This window comes from uncultured Aurantimicrobium sp., assembly GCF_936931525.1.
Lineage (GTDB): Bacteria > Actinomycetota > Actinomycetes > Actinomycetales > Microbacteriaceae > Aurantimicrobium.
On the sequence record NZ_CAKZII010000058.1, the window covers coordinates 1 to 17120 of the forward strand.

Consider the following 17120-nt stretch of genomic DNA (forward strand, 5'->3'; position numbering starts at 1 on the left):
ATTACCTTCATTGGTCTCCAGGCAGCGAACTACACCCTCAACATCCTGACTCTGGGTGCTCTGACTATCGCCATCGGCCGCGTTGTTGACGACTCCATCGTGGTCATTGAAAACATCAAGCGCCGTCTGGTGCCTGGTGTGGACCGCGCCACCGTCATTGTGGACGCAGTCCGCGAAGTTGCCGGTGCTATTACCGCCTCAACCGCAACCACCGTTGCCGTGTTCTTGCCCCTGGCCTTTGTTGGTGACATCACCGGTGAGCTATTCCGCCCCTTCGCACTGACCGTGACCATCGCACTGGTTGCATCACTGCTGGTGTCGCTCACCATTGTTCCCGTACTGGCCTACTGGTTCCTTCGCGCACCATCGGAGACCGGTAAGCGCGCAGCGAAGGCAAAGGCTGCAGAGCTTGCTGGAGAAGAGAAGCCTGGCTTCCTTCAGAAGGGCTACCTGCCCGTCATCAACTGGACCCTCAAGCACTCGGTCACCACGATTATCTTGGCTGTCCTGGTTCTGGTTGGAACCGGTGCAATTCTGCCTCTGATGAAGACCAACTTCTTGGGTTCCTCTGGTCAGAACACGTTCACCGTGACTGAAGCCATCAAGCCCGGCACCAGCCTGGAAGCCCAGGACGTGATGGCTACCGATATTGAGGGCGCCCTGCTCGACACTGACGGTGTCGAAATTGTTCAGGTCTCCATTGGTTCTTCCGGTAATGCACTGCGTGATGCCTTCGTCGGCGGCGGCGACACCGCCATCACCTTCTCCGTCACCACCAAGGATGGCGGTGACCAGCAGAAGATTCAGGACGCTGCTCGTGCAGCTGTTGAGAAGGTAGCTGACAAGGACACCATCACCGTGGGTGCTCAGAGCGGCTTCGGCGCTTCGAGCGACATTTCTATCGACATCACTGCTCCTAACCAGGAATCACTGGACAAGGCAGCAGCTGCCGTAGATAAGAGCATGCGTGCACTTCCTGCTGTCAAGCAGGTCACCAGCAACCTCACTGAGGCTCGCCCCTACATCGCCGTCACCGTCAACCGTGATGACGCTGCAGCTGCTGGCTTCTCCGAGGTCGCGCTCGCCGGCTATGTTGCTCAGGCCATGCGCCCGACCACCATCGGCACCGTGGTGATCGAGGGAACCACCCTTGACATCTACATCGCGTCGAATGATCCCCCCACCACTGAGGCAGAGCTAGCTGCTCTGACTGTGCCCACTGCTAAGGGACTCGTTCCTCTGGACACCTTGGCAACCGTCACGGTCAAGGATGGCCCTGCCACTGTGACCACAGTCAAGGGTCAGCGCAGCGCAACAGTGACCGTCACGCCCAACAGCGAAGACTTGGGAACTGCTACGGCTGAAGTGACCAAGGCACTCAAGGACGTGGATCTGCCCTCGGGCGCATCCGCCAAGATTGGTGGCGTCAGCGCCGACCAGGCAGCAGCCTTTAGCTCGCTCGGTATTGCCCTGCTGGTTGCCATCCTCGTGGTCTACATCATCATGGTTGCGACCTTCGGTTCGCTCCTGCAGCCACTGTTGCTCTTGATCTCGGTTCCCTTCGCAGCAACTGGTGCGATCGGTCTCCAGGTCATCACCGGTGTTCCGCTCGGTGTTCCATCCTTCATCGGTCTGCTGATGTTGGTCGGTATCGTCGTGACGAACGCCATCGTGCTCATCGACTTGGTCAACCAGTACCGCAATAAGGGTCTGGCTGTGACAGATGCTCTCCGTGAGGGTGCCATCCGCCGTCTGCGTCCGATTTTGATGACGGCACTGGCAACCATCTTCGCTTTGATTCCTATGGCTGTCGGCATCACCGGCTCCGGCGGATTCATCTCGCAGCCGCTGGCCATTGTGGTTATCGGTGGTCTGATCTCCTCGACCCTGCTGACCCTGATTGTTCTTCCCACCATCTACAACCTGGTTGAAGGTGGCCGTGAAAAGCGCAAGGCAAAGCGAGCTGAGAAGAAGGCCGCCAAGGCTGGAGTCACTGCCTCAGCACCTGTCTCCAAGGAGCCCGTCTTTGACACCCTCGTCGTTGAGGACGATGGTGACGACGACACTCCTATTCGTCGCCGCACTCCTTCCGCCTAACTAGGCTGGAGGGATGAAGACATCCCGCCTCGCATTGTGGTCACTGGTTTCAGTGGCCGCAATGTGGGGCGTTGCCTTTGTCGTGATGAAGCCGGCAATTGAGCAACAGCCCTTCTTCGACTTCCTCGCTATTCGCTTCACGATTGCTGCCGCAATCATGTTGGTGATCAAACCCAAGGTGATCTTGGCGCTCAAGGGCAAGATGCTTGCCGTGGGAGCAGTGCTGGGTGTGGTGCTGGGCCTGGCCTATGCCACACAAACCATTGCACTTGAGATGACCACCGCAGCCATCACTGGGTTCCTCACCGGAACCTATGTTGTGCTCACCCCCGTGCTGGGCTGGTTGATCTTCCGCCGCAAGGTGGGAATCAAGGTGGCTTTCGGAGCCGTGCTGGCATTGATTGGTTTGGGGCTCATCTCGATTACGGGTGTCTCTATCGAGGTTGGTCAGATCTGGGGAATCATCTGCGCCGTTCTTTATGCCCTTCACATCGTTGGCTTGGGTCGCTTCAGTTCAGGGCTTGATTCCTATGCGCTGACTTTTGTCCAGCTTCTCTTCGTCGCTGTGGTCTGCTGGATCGGCGCCCTGCCTGATGGCTATCAGCCACCACCCACCGTTGACGTCTGGATGGCTGTGCTGTTCACTGCGATCTTTGCCACGGTTATTGGCTTCTTTGTGCAGACCTGGGCCCAGGCCCAGATGGAGCCTTCTCGTGTTGCCATCATCTTGACTCTCGAGGTTGTTTTCACTGCACTGGTTTCAGTTGCTGTGGGACAAGAAGTTCTGGCACTGAAGACCATCATCGGCGGCGCATTTATGGTCGCTGCCATGGTGATCGTGGAGATGCCAACTCGTGGGAAGAAAGAACACATTGCGGGAACCCCCGGTCCCGAAGATGAGGACATCGTTCCTCTCGAGCCTCTCGCCCACTAGATAATTCGGCCTTCAGTTGGCCGATAAACTGAAGTCATGACTTCTGCACGCGAACAACTCATCAACTTCATCAAAGAAGAAGCAGTCTTCCACGGAGACTTCACACTCACCAGTGGCAAGAAGGCCACGTATTACGTGGACATGCGCAAGATTTCTTTGGATCACCGCGTCGCTCCCTTGATCGGCCAGGTCATGCTTGACGTGCTGGCACAGATTCCTGATGTGGACGCAGTGGGTGGACTCACTATGGGTGCTGATCCCATCGCTACAGCTGTTCTTCACCAGGGCGCCGCTCAGGGACTGGCCTATGACGCATTCGTTGTGCGCAAGGAGCCTAAGGACCACGGCCGTGGTCGTCAGGTTGAAGGACCAGACCTCGTGGGTAAGCGCGTTGTTGTGCTTGAAGACACCTCCACTACTGGTGGTTCACCACTGAAGGCAATCGAAGCTCTGGAAAAAGTCGGGGCAGAGGTAGTTGCTGTTGCTGTCGTCGTAGACCGCGCCACCGACGCACGTCAGCGCATTGAAACAGCTGGCTACCCCTACTTCTACGCCATTGGTCTCGAAGACCTCGGTCTTGCACCTCAGTAGTCGTGACTGACCTTCCTGAGTCACCTACCCACGAACTGAGCACCTCCGGTGTTGGTCCGTGGATTGGTGAACTCCCGGAAGACCCTTGGTTTGACCCTGAGCTCCTAGAAAAGGGCGATACGCGCAACGTCATTGACCGTTATCGCTACTGGACCATGGAAGCGATTGTTGCGGATCTCGATGAGAAACGTCACCCCTTCCACGTTGCCATTGAGAACTGGCAGCACGATATGAACATTGGTTCCATCGTGCGCTCAGCCAATGCTTTTGGTGCTGACACCGTTCACATCGTGGGACGCCGTCGTTGGAACAAGCGCGGCGCGATGGTCACCGACCGTTACCAGCACGTGGTTCACCATGACACCGTGGCCGATCTGGTCGAGTGGGCGAAGGCAGAGAACATGCCTATCCTCGCCATTGACAACGTTCCTGGCTGCGTGAAGATCGAAACCTTTGCCTTGCCTGAGCGCTGCTTGTTCCTGTTCGGGCAAGAAGGACCTGGACTTTCTCCTGAAGCTATCGAAGCTGCAGAAGCCGTGATTGAAATCACTCAGTTTGGTTCAACCCGCTCCATCAATGCCAGTGCGGCAGCTGCTGTGACCATGCACTCGTGGGTCATGCAGCACGTGACGTTCTAGAAAGGCACCATGACTACTCGGAACTCTTCTGAAGCCTGGGACAAGCGCTACGCCGAAGCAGAGATGGTCTGGTCGTTGGAGCCCAATGAGTTTGTCGTTGAGTACCTCTCCGATCTTCCGACTGGCAAGATGCTGGACCTGGGTGGCGGCGAAGGTCGTAACGCGTTGTGGTTTGCCAGCCGCGGTTGGCACGTGGAGAACTCCGACTTCTCGGCTGTTGCCGTGGGTAAGTTCTTGCAGCGAGCCGAGCGCGAGGGGCTGACGGAACTCTGCACCGGAACTGCCGTGGACGCCACCAACCCTGAATCCTGCGTGACCAAGCCCGTTGATTTGGCTGTCATGGCCTATCTCCAGATTCCTGCTGCAGACCTCGCTGCCGCGATTGCCACGGCAGCGCAGAGCCTGCGCTCAGGCGGCACGCTGTTTGGTGTGTGGCACGCACGTGAAAACCTTGAACACGGCTTCGGTGGCCCTCCCAGCCCAGAGTTGAACCCCACTCAAGAAGAGCTTCGTTCCGCCTGCGACGCCCTCGGATTGAACGTCCACACGCTTATGTTGAGAGACCGTTTCTTTGTCTCCGGTGGCGATGAGCGCAAGGCCATCGACGTCGTGCTCCTGGCGACTACTTAGCCTGAAGTAACCGCAAGAAAGAGGCGTTATTTAGCCGGTAGAATGAATTACTGGCAGGTCGCAGTTGCACAGGCCGTACTAACGACGAGGGGATATCGTCATGCCAGCAATCGTTCTGATTGGTGCCCAGTGGGGCGACGAAGGTAAGGGTAAGGCTACCGACCTTCTTGCTGAACGTATCGACTACGTTGTGAAGTTCAACGGCGGTAACAACGCCGGCCACACCGTCGTTATTGGCGACGAGAAGTATGCCCTCCACCTGCTGCCCTCCGGTATCTTGACTCCAGGCGTGACCCCTGTGATCTCTAACGGTGTGGTCATCGACATCTCTGTTCTTTTCGCAGAGCTCGATGCCTTGAACTCTCGCGGCATCGACACCTCGAAGCTGCGTGTGAGCGCGAACGCTCACGTCATCACGGACTACCACCGCACCTTGGACAAGGTTACTGAGCGCTTCCTCGGCAAGCGTCAGATCGGCACCACCGGCCGCGGCATTGGCCCCACCTATGCAGACAAGATCAACCGCGTCGGTATCCGCATCCAAGACATCTTCGACGAAGGCATCCTTCGCCAGAAGGTCGAAGCAGCACTTGAGATCAAGAACCACCTGCTGGCCAAGATCTATAACCGTCGCGCCATCTCAGCAGATGCCGTGATTGAAGAACTTCTGTCCTACCGTGAGCGCCTGGCACCCATGGTTGCGGACACCGCACTCGAACTCAACCAGGCTCTCGAAGCTGACAAGGTTGTGCTGTTCGAGGGTGGCCAGGCAACCATGCTCGACATCGACCACGGAACGTATCCTTTCGTTACCTCGTCGAACGCTACTGCTGGTGGTGCCTCGACCGGTTCAGGTATTGGCCCCAACAAGATCGAGCGCGTCATCGCGGTCATCAAGGCCTACACAACCCGCGTGGGTGCTGGTCCGTTCCCCACCGAGCTCTTCGATGAAGACGGTGAATACTTGCGTGCCAAGGGCTTCGAGTTCGGCACAACCACTGGTCGTCCCCGTCGCTGTGGTTGGTATGACGCACCTATCGCTCGCTACACCGCACGTATCAACGGTGTGACCGACTTCGTCGTCACCAAGCTTGACGTTCTTACGGGACTCGAGCAGATTCCGGTCTGTGTTGCCTATGACGTCGACGGTGTTCGTCACGATGAGGTTCCTGTGAACCAGAGCGACTTCCACCACGCCAAACCCATCCTGGAATACTTCCCCGGCTGGACTGAGGACATCACCGGTGCACGTAAGTTCAGCGATCTGCCCAAGAATGCTCAGGACTACGTCACTGCACTGGAAGCAATGAGTGGCGCACGCTTCTCCGCTATCGGTGTGGGTCCTGCTCGCGATGCGATCATCGTTCAGCACGACCTCGTTAGCTAAATAACTCTCGTCTGACCGGCTGGTCAACAGGCAATTGTTCTTGCCCGAACGAGTTCTTTCACAGCTAGGCTGAGCAGGTTATGACTATTCCTTCAGTTGCTGCGAAAGCAGGCGGTTCTCCCCTTCTCGTTGCACTGAAGTTCATTTTCTTGGCTTGCCTGTGGGGCTCGAGCTTCTTCTTCATCAAGATTGCGATGGAGACGTTGAGTTGGGGTCAGGTTGCCTGGTCACGTGTTGTGGCAGGTGGCATTTTCATGCTCGTCTTCTGGCTGATTAGCCGGGAAAAACTTCCTCGTGACCTCGTCACCTGGGGTCACATCGCTGTGGCTGGTGTTTTTGGTATTGGCATCCCCTTCATTTTCTTCCCCTGGGCTGAGCAGTTCATCACCTCTGCGGTTGCCACGATCTATAACGGTCTCACCCCGATCATGACCGCCATCATTGCGGTCTATGTATTGCGTGTGGAGAATTTCAACCGCAACCAAGCAGTCGGTGTGCTGGTGGGTCTTGCTGGTCTGGTCGTAGTGATTGCTCCCTGGACCATCACCGACCTCGGTGGAAGCTTCTGGGGCCAGATTGCTGCCCTCGGCGCAGCTGTGATGTATGGATTCTCTGGAACGTATTTGAAGAAGTACGTCTTCCCCCGCGGAGTCTCAGCTAAGGCAATCTCGATTATTGAAGTGGGCGCTGCAGCCATCTTTATCTTGCTTCTCACGCCGTTCTTGGCCATCGGCCCCGTCACCATTGACTGGACCACGATTGTGTCCATTGCCATCATCGGTTTGGGCGGAACGGGCTTGGCCTATCTCTGGTTCAACGATGTGCTCGAGTCCTGGGGACCCACTCGTGCCTCATCTGTGACCTATGTCATGCCGATTGTGGGCATCATGCTGGGTGTGGTTTTTCTGGGCGAAACCCTGCACTGGTATGAGCCAGTTGGTGGCGCCATTGTCATCATCGGTGTCTTGATCATGCGCAGGCAATCCAAGAACTAATCACTCCTGCGCTAACCTAAAAGCATGGCGCAGAACGAGATATCCCCTGAGGTTGCCCAAGAGCTTGCAGGTATTCGCGAGAGCATCGACAACATCGATGCAGCTCTCATTCACATGCTCGCTGAGCGTTTCAAGTTCACGCAGAAGGTGGGCAAGCTCAAAGCCACCAACGATCTTCCCCCGTCCGACCCTGCGCGTGAAGCTCGCCAGGTCGCACGCTTGCGTGCGCTGGCGGAAGAGGCCAACCTCGACCCCACCTTCGCGGAGAAGTGGTTCCACTTTGTCGTGGAAGAGGTTATTCACCACCACGAACAGGCACGCGGTTAAATAACGCTTGCCAACAGGCATATTTTTCTGAGAAACTCAGATTCTTCGGGTGGGCCCCTGCGATGGGGCCTGCTCGAAGCTCTTTAAGCAGGCTTAGCCGAAATACTTTGGCAGTGTCTCGTTGCTGCGCTGACGAATCTCAGCAACAGAAACCTCGAACAGGCCCTGAACGTCGAGCTTGGCGTCGTCCCCACCCAGATCGGTCACACCGATGCGCAGGACAGGGTAGTTGCGAGCTTCGCAGAGTCCCAAGAAGCGAACATCATCTTCACGAGGAACAGAGACAATCACACGACCGGTTGACTCAGAGAACAACGCAGTTGCAGCGTCCACGCCGTCACGCTCAATGATTTCATCGAGCCAGACCCGGGCACCCACGCCAAAGCGCATCACTGACTCAGCTAGCGCCTGTCCCAGACCACCATCGCTGAGGTCGTGAGCAGAGAGAATCAAGCTCTCAATAGCCGCGCCTTGTAGAAGGTCAGCAAGTTCCTTCTCTTGACCGAGGTCAACAACGGGAGGGAAACCGCCGAGGTGGTTGTGGATGGTGCCAGCCCATGCTGAACCATCAAGTTCGGTGCGGGTGTAGCCGAGGAGGTAGATGTTGTTGCCCTCGTCCTGCCAGGAAGAAGGAATACGGCGAGCAACGTCATCGATAACACCCAGTACGCCCACAACAGGGGTGGGGTGGATGGGAGCGTCACCGGTCTGGTTATAGAAGGAGACGTTTCCACCGGTGACGGGGATCTCGAGTTCCAAGCAACCATCAGCGAGACCTTCAACAGCACGCTTGAACTGCCACATCACTTCGGGGTTCTCAGGAGAACCGAAGTTGAGACAGTCAGTGACCGCTGCAGGAACAGCACCGGAGACTGCCACGTTGCGGTAGGCCTCAGCCAGAGCCAAGCGAGCACCCTGGTAGGGGTCAAGCTGACAGTAGCGACCGTTAGCGTCGGTGGCGATAGCGAAACCGAGACCGGATTCTTCGTCCACGCGGATCATGCCGGCGTCGTCAGGGAAGCTGAGCGCCGTGTTTCCCATGACGAAGTAGTCATACTGGGTGGTGATGAGGGACTTGTCTGCCAGGTTCGGGCTGGCAACGAGGGAGAGGAACTGGTCCTTGAGCTCTGCACCGGTCTGTGGGCGAGCCAGCTTGTCAGCTGAGTCAGCGTTAAGAGCATCAATCCATGCGGGGTAGGCAACGGGACGCTCATAGACAGGACCGTCGATCGCGACGGTGCGAGGGTCTACGTTCACGATCTCTTCGCCACCGTGGTGGATCACGAGACGACCGGTGTCGGTGACTTCACCGAGAACACTGGTTTCCACATCCCACTTGTTCACGACAGCCATGAACTGGTCGAGCAGCTCAGGCTTGACCACAGCCATCATGCGCTCCTGGCTCTCCGACATGAGGATTTCCTCAGCGGTGAGGGTGGGGTCGCGCAGCAGTACGTGGTCGAGCTCGACGAACATGCCGCCGTCACCGTTAGAGGCAAGCTCGCTGGTTGCACAGGAAATACCGGCAGCACCAAGATCCTGAATACCTTCAACCAGGCCTTCGCGGTAAAGCTCGAGGCAGCACTCGATGAGCACCTTCTCTGCGAATGGGTCACCGACCTGGACAGCAGGACGCTTGGTGGGGCCAGTGGAGTCAAAGGAGTCAGAGGCAAGGATCGATGCGCCACCGATGCCGTCGCCACCGGTGCGAGCACCGAACAGAACAATCTTGTTACCCACACCCGAAGCGTTAGCCAGGTGAAGGTCTTCGTGGCGGAGAACACCCACAGAAAGGGCATTCACCAAGGGGTTGCCCTGGTAGCAGGAGTCAAAGTAGGTCTCGCCACCAATGTTGGGAAGGCCAAGGCAGTTGCCGTAGAAGCTAATTCCACCAACAACACCGTGCAGAACGCGAGGGGTGTCAGGGTGGTCGATGGCGCCAAAGCGCAGCTGGTCCATCACAGCAACGGGACGTGCACCCATCGAGATGATGTCACGGACGATTCCACCCACTCCGGTGGCAGCGCCCTGGAAAGGCTCAATGTAGCTGGGGTGGTTGTGGCTCTCCACCTTGAAGGTGACAGCCCAACCCTCGCCGACGTCGACAACACCGGCGTTCTCGCCCATGCCGACCATGAGCTTTTCCTTCATCTTCTCGCTGACCTTCTGGCCAAACTGACGAAGGTAAATCTTTGAAGACTTGTATGAGCAGTGCTCACTCCACATCACGGAGTACATTGCCAGTTCACCTGAGGTGGGGCGGCGGCCGAGGATCTTGCGAATCTCTGCGTACTCGTCATCCTTGAGTCCCAAGGCGCCATAGGGCTGAACCTTGTCTGGGGTTGCGATGGCGTTGTCTACGGTGTCGGCGACGTGGGTGCTCACGCGTCGGTCCCTTCGTTGTGGGTGATGTGGAAAGTGTGTGAGCTCATAGCCTTAGCGTCCTCCGGGAGGACCAAGGATGAGCAGGGTGGAGAAGACGGCAACGATTGCCAGCACAATGACGAGGATCAACAGCACTGGGCGGGCAAGGAACCAGCGGAAGAGGCGGTCCAATGCTTTCGCATCGCGAGGGTCGTCAGTTGCCTGAGTGCGCCAGGGGCCTTCGAGTGCTCCACGCTTGGCCTGAACCAGCTCGAAAGGAATGGTGGCATAGGGAAGGATCGCGGTGATTACCGCGAGCAGACCCAGCCAGAAACCCCAACGCTGGTTGAACGCAACCAGAATCGATGTTGCGCCATAGCTAATGAACACCAAACCGTGCAGACCACCGATGGTGGTGAACAGGGTCTGGTCGATGCCTGTAGTTGCGCGAAGGATCAGCCCGGTGATGAGCAATGTCCACGTGCAGGCTTCTGCGATAGCAAGCACAAAGTAGAGCTTGCGAGGGGTGAACCCCGCCTGCTTTGACGTGCCGGTTGCGTTCATCAGGCTTATGCCTTGGAGAGGATGGTGCTCTGAATGACAGAGGTGAAGAACTTCAAGCCATCAAGACCAGAACGCATGGCCTGTGCAGTGTCGGGACCGAAACCGGGCTCTACTGCGTGCTCGGGGTGAGGCATCAGACCCACAACATTGCCTGCTTCGTTAGAAACACCTGCGATGTCATCGAGTGAACCGTTGGGGTTCATGCCGACGTAACGGAAGGTGACCTGACCGTTGTCTTCAATGCGCTTGATGGTGTCTGCATTAGCAACAAAACGGCCATCAGCGTTCTTGAGTGGAATGATGATCTCTTCACCCTGGGCAAAGTCCTTGGTCCAGGCAGTGGTGTTGTTCTCCACGATCAGTTTCTGATCGCGGCGAACAAAGGTGCCACAGTCATTACGACCGTGAGCGCCAGGAACCAAGCGAGCTTCTGCGAGCATCTGGAAACCATTGCAAATACCTAGGACAGGCATACCCTTGTGAGCTGCATCGATGACCTCAGCCATGATGGGAGCGTGGCTGGCAATAGAACCTGCACGTAGGTAGTCGCCATAGCTAAAGCCGCCGGGAAGAATGATGGCTTCGACGCCCTCAAGGTCGTGAGCACCGTGCCAGAGGGCAACTGGTGTTCCACCCGCGAGCTTCACAGCACGTTGGGCGTCACGCTCATCGAGTGAGCCGGGGAAGGTGATGACTCCGACGCGCATTACTTGGCCTCGGAGATGCTGACGACATCTTCGATGACCGAGTTCGAGAGGATATCCTCTGCGATGGTCTTGGCCGCTGCGAGAACCTCAGCAGTGACGGGACCGTCAACGGTGAGCTCGAAGCGCTTGCCGATGCGAACACCGGAGAACTGGTTGTGACCAAGGCGGGTAAGCGCACCAGCGACTGCCTTGCCCTGTGGGTCAAGAATTTCAGCCTTGGGCATTACCTCGACGACGATGGTGGGCATGGGGGTAACTCCAGCGGTTTCGCGAGCAGGGAATACCCCAATCCTACCGGAGACTGAGCAGTACTTCTCTGACGCGCTCGAGCCCCAGGTAGACCTCAGAGAAAGAAGTGGACAGGGGCGATAAACCCAGCCTCAGGCCGTGTGGATCACGATAATCAGGGATGATGTCCTCTGCCCAAAGCCTGGAATTCACCTCTTGCATGTCGGGGTGATTGACAATGACGTGGCCACCGCGGATTGAGGCATCACGAGGTGAGGACACCGTGACATTCAGGGGTGCCAAAACTTCATCAGCAAAATCGATCACATATTGGGTAAGGAGCTGAGATTTAGCTCTTATGGCGGGCATACCCACTTCTGAAATGAGTTCGACAGGGTCGATGAGTGCTTGCATACCCAACACAGGGCTTGTTCCAGTAATGAAACGACGGATGCCGGCTGCGGGCTGGTACCCAGGACCCATCAGGAACATGTCTTTGGCACCAAACCATCCTTGGATGGGTTGACGCAGCTGCTCTTGGAGGTCCTTGCGGACATATAGCCAAGCAGGAGCTCCGGGTCCTCCGCAGAGGTATTTGTAACTGCACCCCACGGCAAAATCCACCCCCCAGGCATCCAGCTCAACAACTACCGAACCGACAGAGTGGCTGAGGTCCCAGATAATCAGTGCACCTGCATCGTGAGCAATGCGTGTGATGGTCGGTGCATCCGCAATAAAGGCAGAGCGGTATGACACATGACTGAGAAGGACAAGCGCCGTTTTATCTGACACCACTTCGGAGACTTGGTCTGCAGTCACACCTGTTGCAGGATCAGCTTCAATCCAGCGCAGCGTCATGTTGCGCTCGGCGGCGATACCTTCCATCAGGTAGCGGTCAGTGGGGAAGTTATCGGTGTCGAGCACAATCTCGGTCCGCCCAGGACGAGCATCAAGTGCAGCCCGAGCAGCTTTATACATCAGCACACTCGTAGAGTCAGCGACGAGGGTCTGTCCGGCAGCGGCTCCTAACGCAGCTGCGCCGATCCGGTCACCGAGCTCGAGAGGAAGGTCAACCCACTTCTCTTCCCAGCTACGAATCAGTCGAGTTCCCCACTCGCTTCGCATGAAATCTTCAATACGCTCCATACTCGCGGCCAGGGGGCGTCCGAGTGAGTTGCCGTCGAAGTAGGCCAATGGCATGCCGGGGGTAGACGACTGGGTTGCCTCATCGGTGCCAAAGAATTTGGCGCGGTGGGCGGCAAGGGGGTCTGCAGCGTCGAGCTGGGCAGCACGTGTTTCAAAACTGGTCATCATGACTCCACTTCAATGTGTTCGACGATACGCGCAGAAGCCAGCCAGGTACTGAAGTCAGTGCAGGTGTTGTCTGACATCTCAGAGATAAAACTCATCCGGTGTGAAGAGAAACCACCCAACAGCTGTGGCTGGTGATCCCACCACGCAGTCATGGACTCCACAACAAGGGCAGGGGAGAGTCCACACGCCTGCAAGGCAGTGAGTTCACGAACATTAATGCCCAGAGGTAACGGTCCATTACCCATGTCTGTGCCATAAAACACAGTTCCACCTGCAGCAGCGAAGCGAGAAAGGTTGTCGCAGGCGACGTCAAAATCGTGGCCGTAGTCGCCATAGCCATGGATATCGAGGGTGCTCATCCAACCCAGGTTGTGGGTAGCTGCGAATTCAATGAGCTCATCTGAGAGCACCTCACTAAATGGAGTGTGAGCCAGAACAACCAGCCCAGAGCGGATAGCTCTTTCAGCTTGCCCGGCACCCTCAGCATGAATAACGGGGAAACGACCTGCCTCAAGCGCCGAGCTCACCAGCTGGGCAAGAACGTCGTCAGAGTGCACGGGACCTGCATCAGCATTGAGAGTGATCTTGATTGCGTTCACGCCGGCAACAACCTGTTCAGCCACAGCCTCTGCGCTGTTCTCAACAAAAACTGTGGCATCCGCTGGTGCCCAAGAACGATCAGAAGGATAGCCGCCAGCAGCCGCAAGGAAGTTCCCTGCGTATTCCACGTCTAACCCGGGGATACTTCCAGACGCCCAGTGCTTCTGTTCAGGAATGGACCACCCCAAATCCAGAACACGACCGATGCCGCCAGAGGGGAGGCGTTCTGGCTCAACGAGTCCGAGGTGCACATGAGCATCACCAAAGAGCGGGAACAGGGTTCCGCGCTCGCCGGAGGCAAGGCGCGCAGAAACCCCAACCCCAAAGGGGTTGCCAGGTTTCTGAAGCTCGGAGCTCATGAAGTTGAGCTACTTGCCAATCTCGGTGCGCACAGCAAAGAGCTCAGGGAAGAAAGTAAGTTCAAGTGCCTTTTGCAAGAACGGTGCACCGGAGGATCCGCCGGTGCCCATCTTCATACCGATGATGCGCTGCACGGTGCGCAGATGACGGAAGCGCCAGAACTGGAAGTTCTCTTCCAAGTCGACGAGCTCTTCACAGCTTTCGTAAGCTTCCCAGTGCTCGTCGTGGTTGTTGTAAATCTCGATGAAGACGGGCATGAGTTCGTCAGAGAAAGTCCAGGCCTTGGTCACGTCGCGCTCCAAGATGGAGGCAGGAACGTTGTATCCCTTGCGGGCAAGGTAACGCAGGAACTCGTCATAGATGCTGGGTGCGTTCAGTGCTGTAACCAGAAGTTCTTGCGCAACAGGATCTGCGTCAAAGACGTGGATCATCTTCTCGTTCTTGTTGCCCAGCATGAACTCGATGGCTCGGTACTGGAAAGACTGGAAGCCGCTGGAGTTACCGAGCTTGTCGCGGAACTGGGCATACTCGCTGGGAGTTAGGGTGGCGAGGACTGCCCACTGTTCAGTGAGGGTCTTCTGGATGTGCTTGAGACGAGCCATGCACTTGAGTGCCTGGCCGAGGTCGTCGTTGCGAAGGTAGTTGGCAGCGCCGAGAAGCTCGTGCACCATCAACTTCATCCAGAGTTCAGTGGTCTGGTGCTGAATGATGAACAGCAGTTCATCGTGGTGATCACTCAGAGGCTTCTGCGCTGAGAGAAGCGTGTCGAGATCGAGATAGCCGCCATAGCTCATGCGGTCAGTGAAGTCGGTGACGACTGTTTCTTCAATATCGCGGGTGTTGTTTTCTACGCCCATGGTGGGACCTCCTTGTGGGAACTCATTCACCCTAGCCAGAACACCTCATTCTTCGTCAGGGCTTGCCTGAAAAAAGTTTCCGAAGTCCCACACACCAATACAGTTGATTCTTGAGACAACAAGGAGACACATGAGCATCACCCTGGGTAAAGACGACTGGTGGAAGGGTGCCGTCGTGTACCAGATCTACCCTCGCTCGTTCGCTGACTCGAACGGCGATGGCATCGGAGACATCCCCGGTATTACCTCCAAGCTGGACTACCTGGCTGATCTAGGTGTCGACGTACTCTGGCTTTCCCCTGTCTACAAGTCTCCTCAAGATGACAATGGTTACGACATCTCGGACTACCAGGACATTGACCCTCTCTTTGGCACACTCGATGACATGCGTCACCTCATCGCGGAGACGCATGCCCGTGGCATGAAGCTCGTGATGGACCTCGTGGTCAATCACACTTCTGATGAGCACGCTTGGTTCGTGGAGAGCTCCACCTCTTTAGATAACCCCAAGCGTGATTGGTACATCTGGCGCGATGCTGTTGATGGCCACGAACCCACTGATCACCAGGCTGCTTTCTCTGGCTCGGTCTGGCAGTGGAATGAGAACACCCAGCAATACTTCCTGCACATCTTCTCCAAGAAGCAGCCTGACCTGAACTGGGAAAACCCCGAAGTCCGCGCAGCTGTGTATTCGATGATGAACTGGTGGCTCGAGCAGGGCGTGGATGGCTTCCGTATGGACGTGATTAACCTCATCTCCAAGCACCAAGATTTCTCTGCAGCAGATGACCTGTTCGGACCCTGGATGAACGGGCCTCGCATTCACGAATTCCTGCAGGAAATGAACCGTGAAGTTCTGCGCGACATGGGTTTGATTACCGTCGGCGAGATGCCCGGTTGCACCGTGGAGCTTGCTCAGCAATACACCGCACCAGAGCGTCACGAACTCAACATGGTGTTCACCTTCGAACACATGGATCTCGACACCAACCCTGATGGCTATGGCAAGTGGGATCTGGTTCCCTTCACCGTGAAGGCACTCAAAGAGAATCTGAATATGTGGCAGAAGGGTCTCGAGCAGGTTGGCTGGAACTCCCTCTATTGGAACAACCACGACCAGCCACGTATTGTCTCGCGTTGGGGCAATGACTCAGCAGAACACCGCGTGAACTCGGCAAAAGCCTTCGGTACTGTGCTGCACTTGATGCGCGGAACGCCGTATGTCTATCAGGGTGAAGAGTTCGGCATGACCAGTGCACACTTCACCAAGCTGAGCCAATACCGTGACCTTGAAACCTTGAACTGGGCAGCAGAAGCCCCAGAAATGGGCATCTCAGAGGACTACGTCCTCAAGGCCGTGGGTTACAAGGGCCGCGACAACGCCCGCACGCCCGTGCAGTGGGATGACTCAGCCAACGCAGGATTCACCACGGGTGAACCTTGGATCTCGGTCAACACAAACTATCCCGAGATCAACGCAGCGGCTGCTGTCGATGACGCAGACTCCGTCTTCCACCACTACCAGAAGCTCATAGCCATGCGTCACGGCATGGACGTCGTGGTCAATGGCTCCTTCGACATGCTTTGGATTGAACACGAGCAGCTCTTCGCTTACACCCGTGAACTCAATGGCCAAGTGTTGACGGTTGTTGCGAACCTCTCTGATGAGACGGTTTCACTACCTGGGGCAGTCTCAGGGGATGCTGTTCTTGGTGTGAAGTCAGACGTGCTTGCTCCATGGCAAGCTTTCGTGACTTTACAGAACTAGTTAGTGACCTTCGAGGTCCTCAGGTTCCTTGACCTTGTCCAGGTTGAACCAGGGCAACATGACATGGACCACGGGCCCGATAGTGAAGGCATAGAGCACTGTTCCTAATCCAATGGTTCCGCCAAAGGCCCAGCCCAATCCCAGGACGACAACCTCAATGGCGGTCCGCACTAGCCACAGTGGCTTGCCCGTGCGCTTGACCAAACCAGTCATCAGGCCATCACGTGGGCCTGGGCCTAAACCCCCACCGACATACATCGAGATGCCAAGCCCGTTGATCAAGATTCCGACGACAAAATATCCAACACCGATGAGGTAGTTAGATGCGGTGGGAATCAAGGCATAAAACACGTTGATGGCAATGCCAATAGTGATGGCATTCATGATGGTGCCTAGCCCCAGCTTTTGCTTGAGGAAGATCCAGAGGAATAACACGGCAAAGCCGACGATGACAACAACTGTTCCAATGGAAACGCCTGTCAAGAAAGAGATGCCCTGGTGGAATGCATCCCACGGGTCCAGACCAATAGCTGCTTGAAGCATGATGGCAAAAGCCAAACCACACACAATCAGACCCACCTCGACGAGCAGAATTCTCTTCCACAATGGGGCACCCGTGCGGGGCACCTCAAAGATGGCGTTGAGGAGTTTCACTTAGCCGAGCATTCGGCTGATCAGTTCGCGATAGCGATCTGCAGTGCGCTCGACAATGTCGGCTGGGAGGACGGGAGGGGTGCCGGTCTTGTCCCAGTTCGCAGA

17 protein-coding genes and 1 pseudogene are annotated in these 17120 nt (G+C 56.5%); 9 read left to right on the top strand and 9 right to left on the bottom strand.

Annotated elements, in window-relative coordinates; genetic code table 11:
* The 8 genes from Q0362_RS02665 to Q0362_RS02700 all read left to right on the top strand — a co-directional run.
* The coding region (locus Q0362_RS02665) for an efflux RND transporter permease subunit (protein WP_298119482.1) at window positions 1-2097 on the top strand (2097 nt) is incomplete at its 5' end.
* 13 nt (window positions 2098-2110) lie between these two features.
* A complete protein-coding gene (locus tag Q0362_RS02670) occupies window positions 2111-3031 on the top strand; it encodes a DMT family transporter (protein WP_298119484.1) in 921 nt (306 codons plus the stop codon).
* Between the two features lie 36 nt (window positions 3032-3067).
* The gene (gene pyrE, locus Q0362_RS02675; protein ID WP_298119486.1) at window positions 3068-3622 is read left to right on the top strand and encodes an orotate phosphoribosyltransferase; all 555 of its coding nucleotides are present in this window, start codon (window positions 3068-3070) and stop codon (window positions 3620-3622) included.
* A gap of 2 nt (window positions 3623-3624) precedes the next feature.
* Window positions 3625-4260, top strand: a complete 636-nt coding sequence (locus Q0362_RS02680; RefSeq protein WP_277494591.1) for an RNA methyltransferase — start codon at window positions 3625-3627, stop codon at window positions 4258-4260.
* 9 nt (window positions 4261-4269) lie between these two features.
* Window positions 4270-4890 carry a class I SAM-dependent methyltransferase gene (locus tag Q0362_RS02685; protein WP_298119492.1) on the top strand — a complete coding sequence of 207 codons (621 nt, stop codon included), beginning with the start codon at window positions 4270-4272 and terminating at the stop codon, window positions 4888-4890.
* 100 nt (window positions 4891-4990) lie between these two features.
* Window positions 4991-6277, top strand: a complete 1287-nt coding sequence (locus Q0362_RS02690) for an adenylosuccinate synthase (protein WP_298119495.1) — start codon at window positions 4991-4993, stop codon at window positions 6275-6277.
* An 80-nt stretch (window positions 6278-6357) separates the two neighbouring features.
* Window positions 6358-7272 carry a DMT family transporter gene (locus Q0362_RS02695; RefSeq protein WP_298119498.1) on the top strand — a complete coding sequence of 305 codons (915 nt, stop codon included), beginning with the start codon at window positions 6358-6360 and terminating at the stop codon, window positions 7270-7272.
* A gap of 24 nt (window positions 7273-7296) precedes the next feature.
* Window positions 7297-7599 carry a chorismate mutase gene (locus tag Q0362_RS02700; RefSeq protein ID WP_298119501.1) on the top strand — a complete coding sequence of 101 codons (303 nt, stop codon included), beginning with the start codon at window positions 7297-7299 and terminating at the stop codon, window positions 7597-7599.
* 93 nt (window positions 7600-7692) lie between these two features.
* Here Q0362_RS02700 and purL read toward each other — a convergent pair whose 3' ends face one another.
* Genes purL through kynA form a run of 7 tightly spaced genes read right to left on the bottom strand, consistent with a single transcriptional unit; the run spans window position 7693 to window position 14593 of the window.
* Window positions 7693-9984: a phosphoribosylformylglycinamidine synthase subunit PurL gene (gene purL / locus Q0362_RS02705; RefSeq protein WP_298119503.1), complete on the bottom strand. Its 2292-nt coding sequence runs from the start codon at window positions 9982-9984 to the stop codon at window positions 7693-7695.
* Between the two features lie 51 nt (window positions 9985-10035).
* A complete protein-coding gene (locus Q0362_RS02710; protein WP_298119505.1) occupies window positions 10036-10527 on the bottom strand; it encodes a DUF3817 domain-containing protein in 492 nt (163 codons plus the stop codon).
* Between the two features lie 5 nt (window positions 10528-10532).
* Window positions 10533-11234: a phosphoribosylformylglycinamidine synthase subunit PurQ gene (gene purQ, locus Q0362_RS02715; protein WP_298119507.1), complete on the bottom strand. Its 702-nt coding sequence runs from the start codon at window positions 11232-11234 to the stop codon at window positions 10533-10535.
* Entirely contained in the window at window positions 11234-11482 is a 249-nt protein-coding gene (gene purS / locus Q0362_RS02720) for a phosphoribosylformylglycinamidine synthase subunit PurS (protein WP_298119509.1), read from the bottom strand. The genes purQ and purS overlap by 1 nt, the downstream gene beginning before the upstream one ends.
* A 43-nt stretch (window positions 11483-11525) precedes the next feature.
* Complete coding sequence (locus Q0362_RS02725; RefSeq protein ID WP_298119511.1) at window positions 11526-12776, bottom strand: kynureninase; 1251 nt, start codon at window positions 12774-12776, stop codon at window positions 11526-11528.
* Window positions 12773-13735 carry an amidohydrolase gene (locus tag Q0362_RS02730; protein WP_298119514.1) on the bottom strand — a complete coding sequence of 321 codons (963 nt, stop codon included), beginning with the start codon at window positions 13733-13735 and terminating at the stop codon, window positions 12773-12775. The genes Q0362_RS02725 and Q0362_RS02730 overlap by 4 nt, the downstream gene beginning before the upstream one ends.
* A 9-nt stretch (window positions 13736-13744) precedes the next feature.
* Window positions 13745-14593 (bottom strand): tryptophan 2,3-dioxygenase, encoded by an 849-nt coding sequence (kynA, locus tag Q0362_RS02735; protein WP_298119516.1) that lies wholly within the window; start codon window positions 14591-14593, stop codon window positions 13745-13747.
* A 130-nt stretch (window positions 14594-14723) separates the two neighbouring features.
* Between kynA and Q0362_RS02740 the strand changes: the two genes are divergently transcribed.
* Entirely contained in the window at window positions 14724-16361 is a 1638-nt protein-coding gene (locus Q0362_RS02740) for an alpha-glucosidase (protein ID WP_298119518.1), read from the top strand.
* Here the strand turns inward: Q0362_RS02740 and Q0362_RS02745 are convergent, their stop codons facing one another.
* The gene (locus Q0362_RS02745) at window positions 16362-17015 is read right to left on the bottom strand and encodes a YitT family protein (RefSeq protein WP_298119519.1); all 654 of its coding nucleotides are present in this window, start codon (window positions 17013-17015) and stop codon (window positions 16362-16364) included.
* Window positions 17016-17120: pseudogene (locus Q0362_RS02750) on the bottom strand (phosphoribosylaminoimidazolesuccinocarboxamide synthase); the annotation flags it as partial.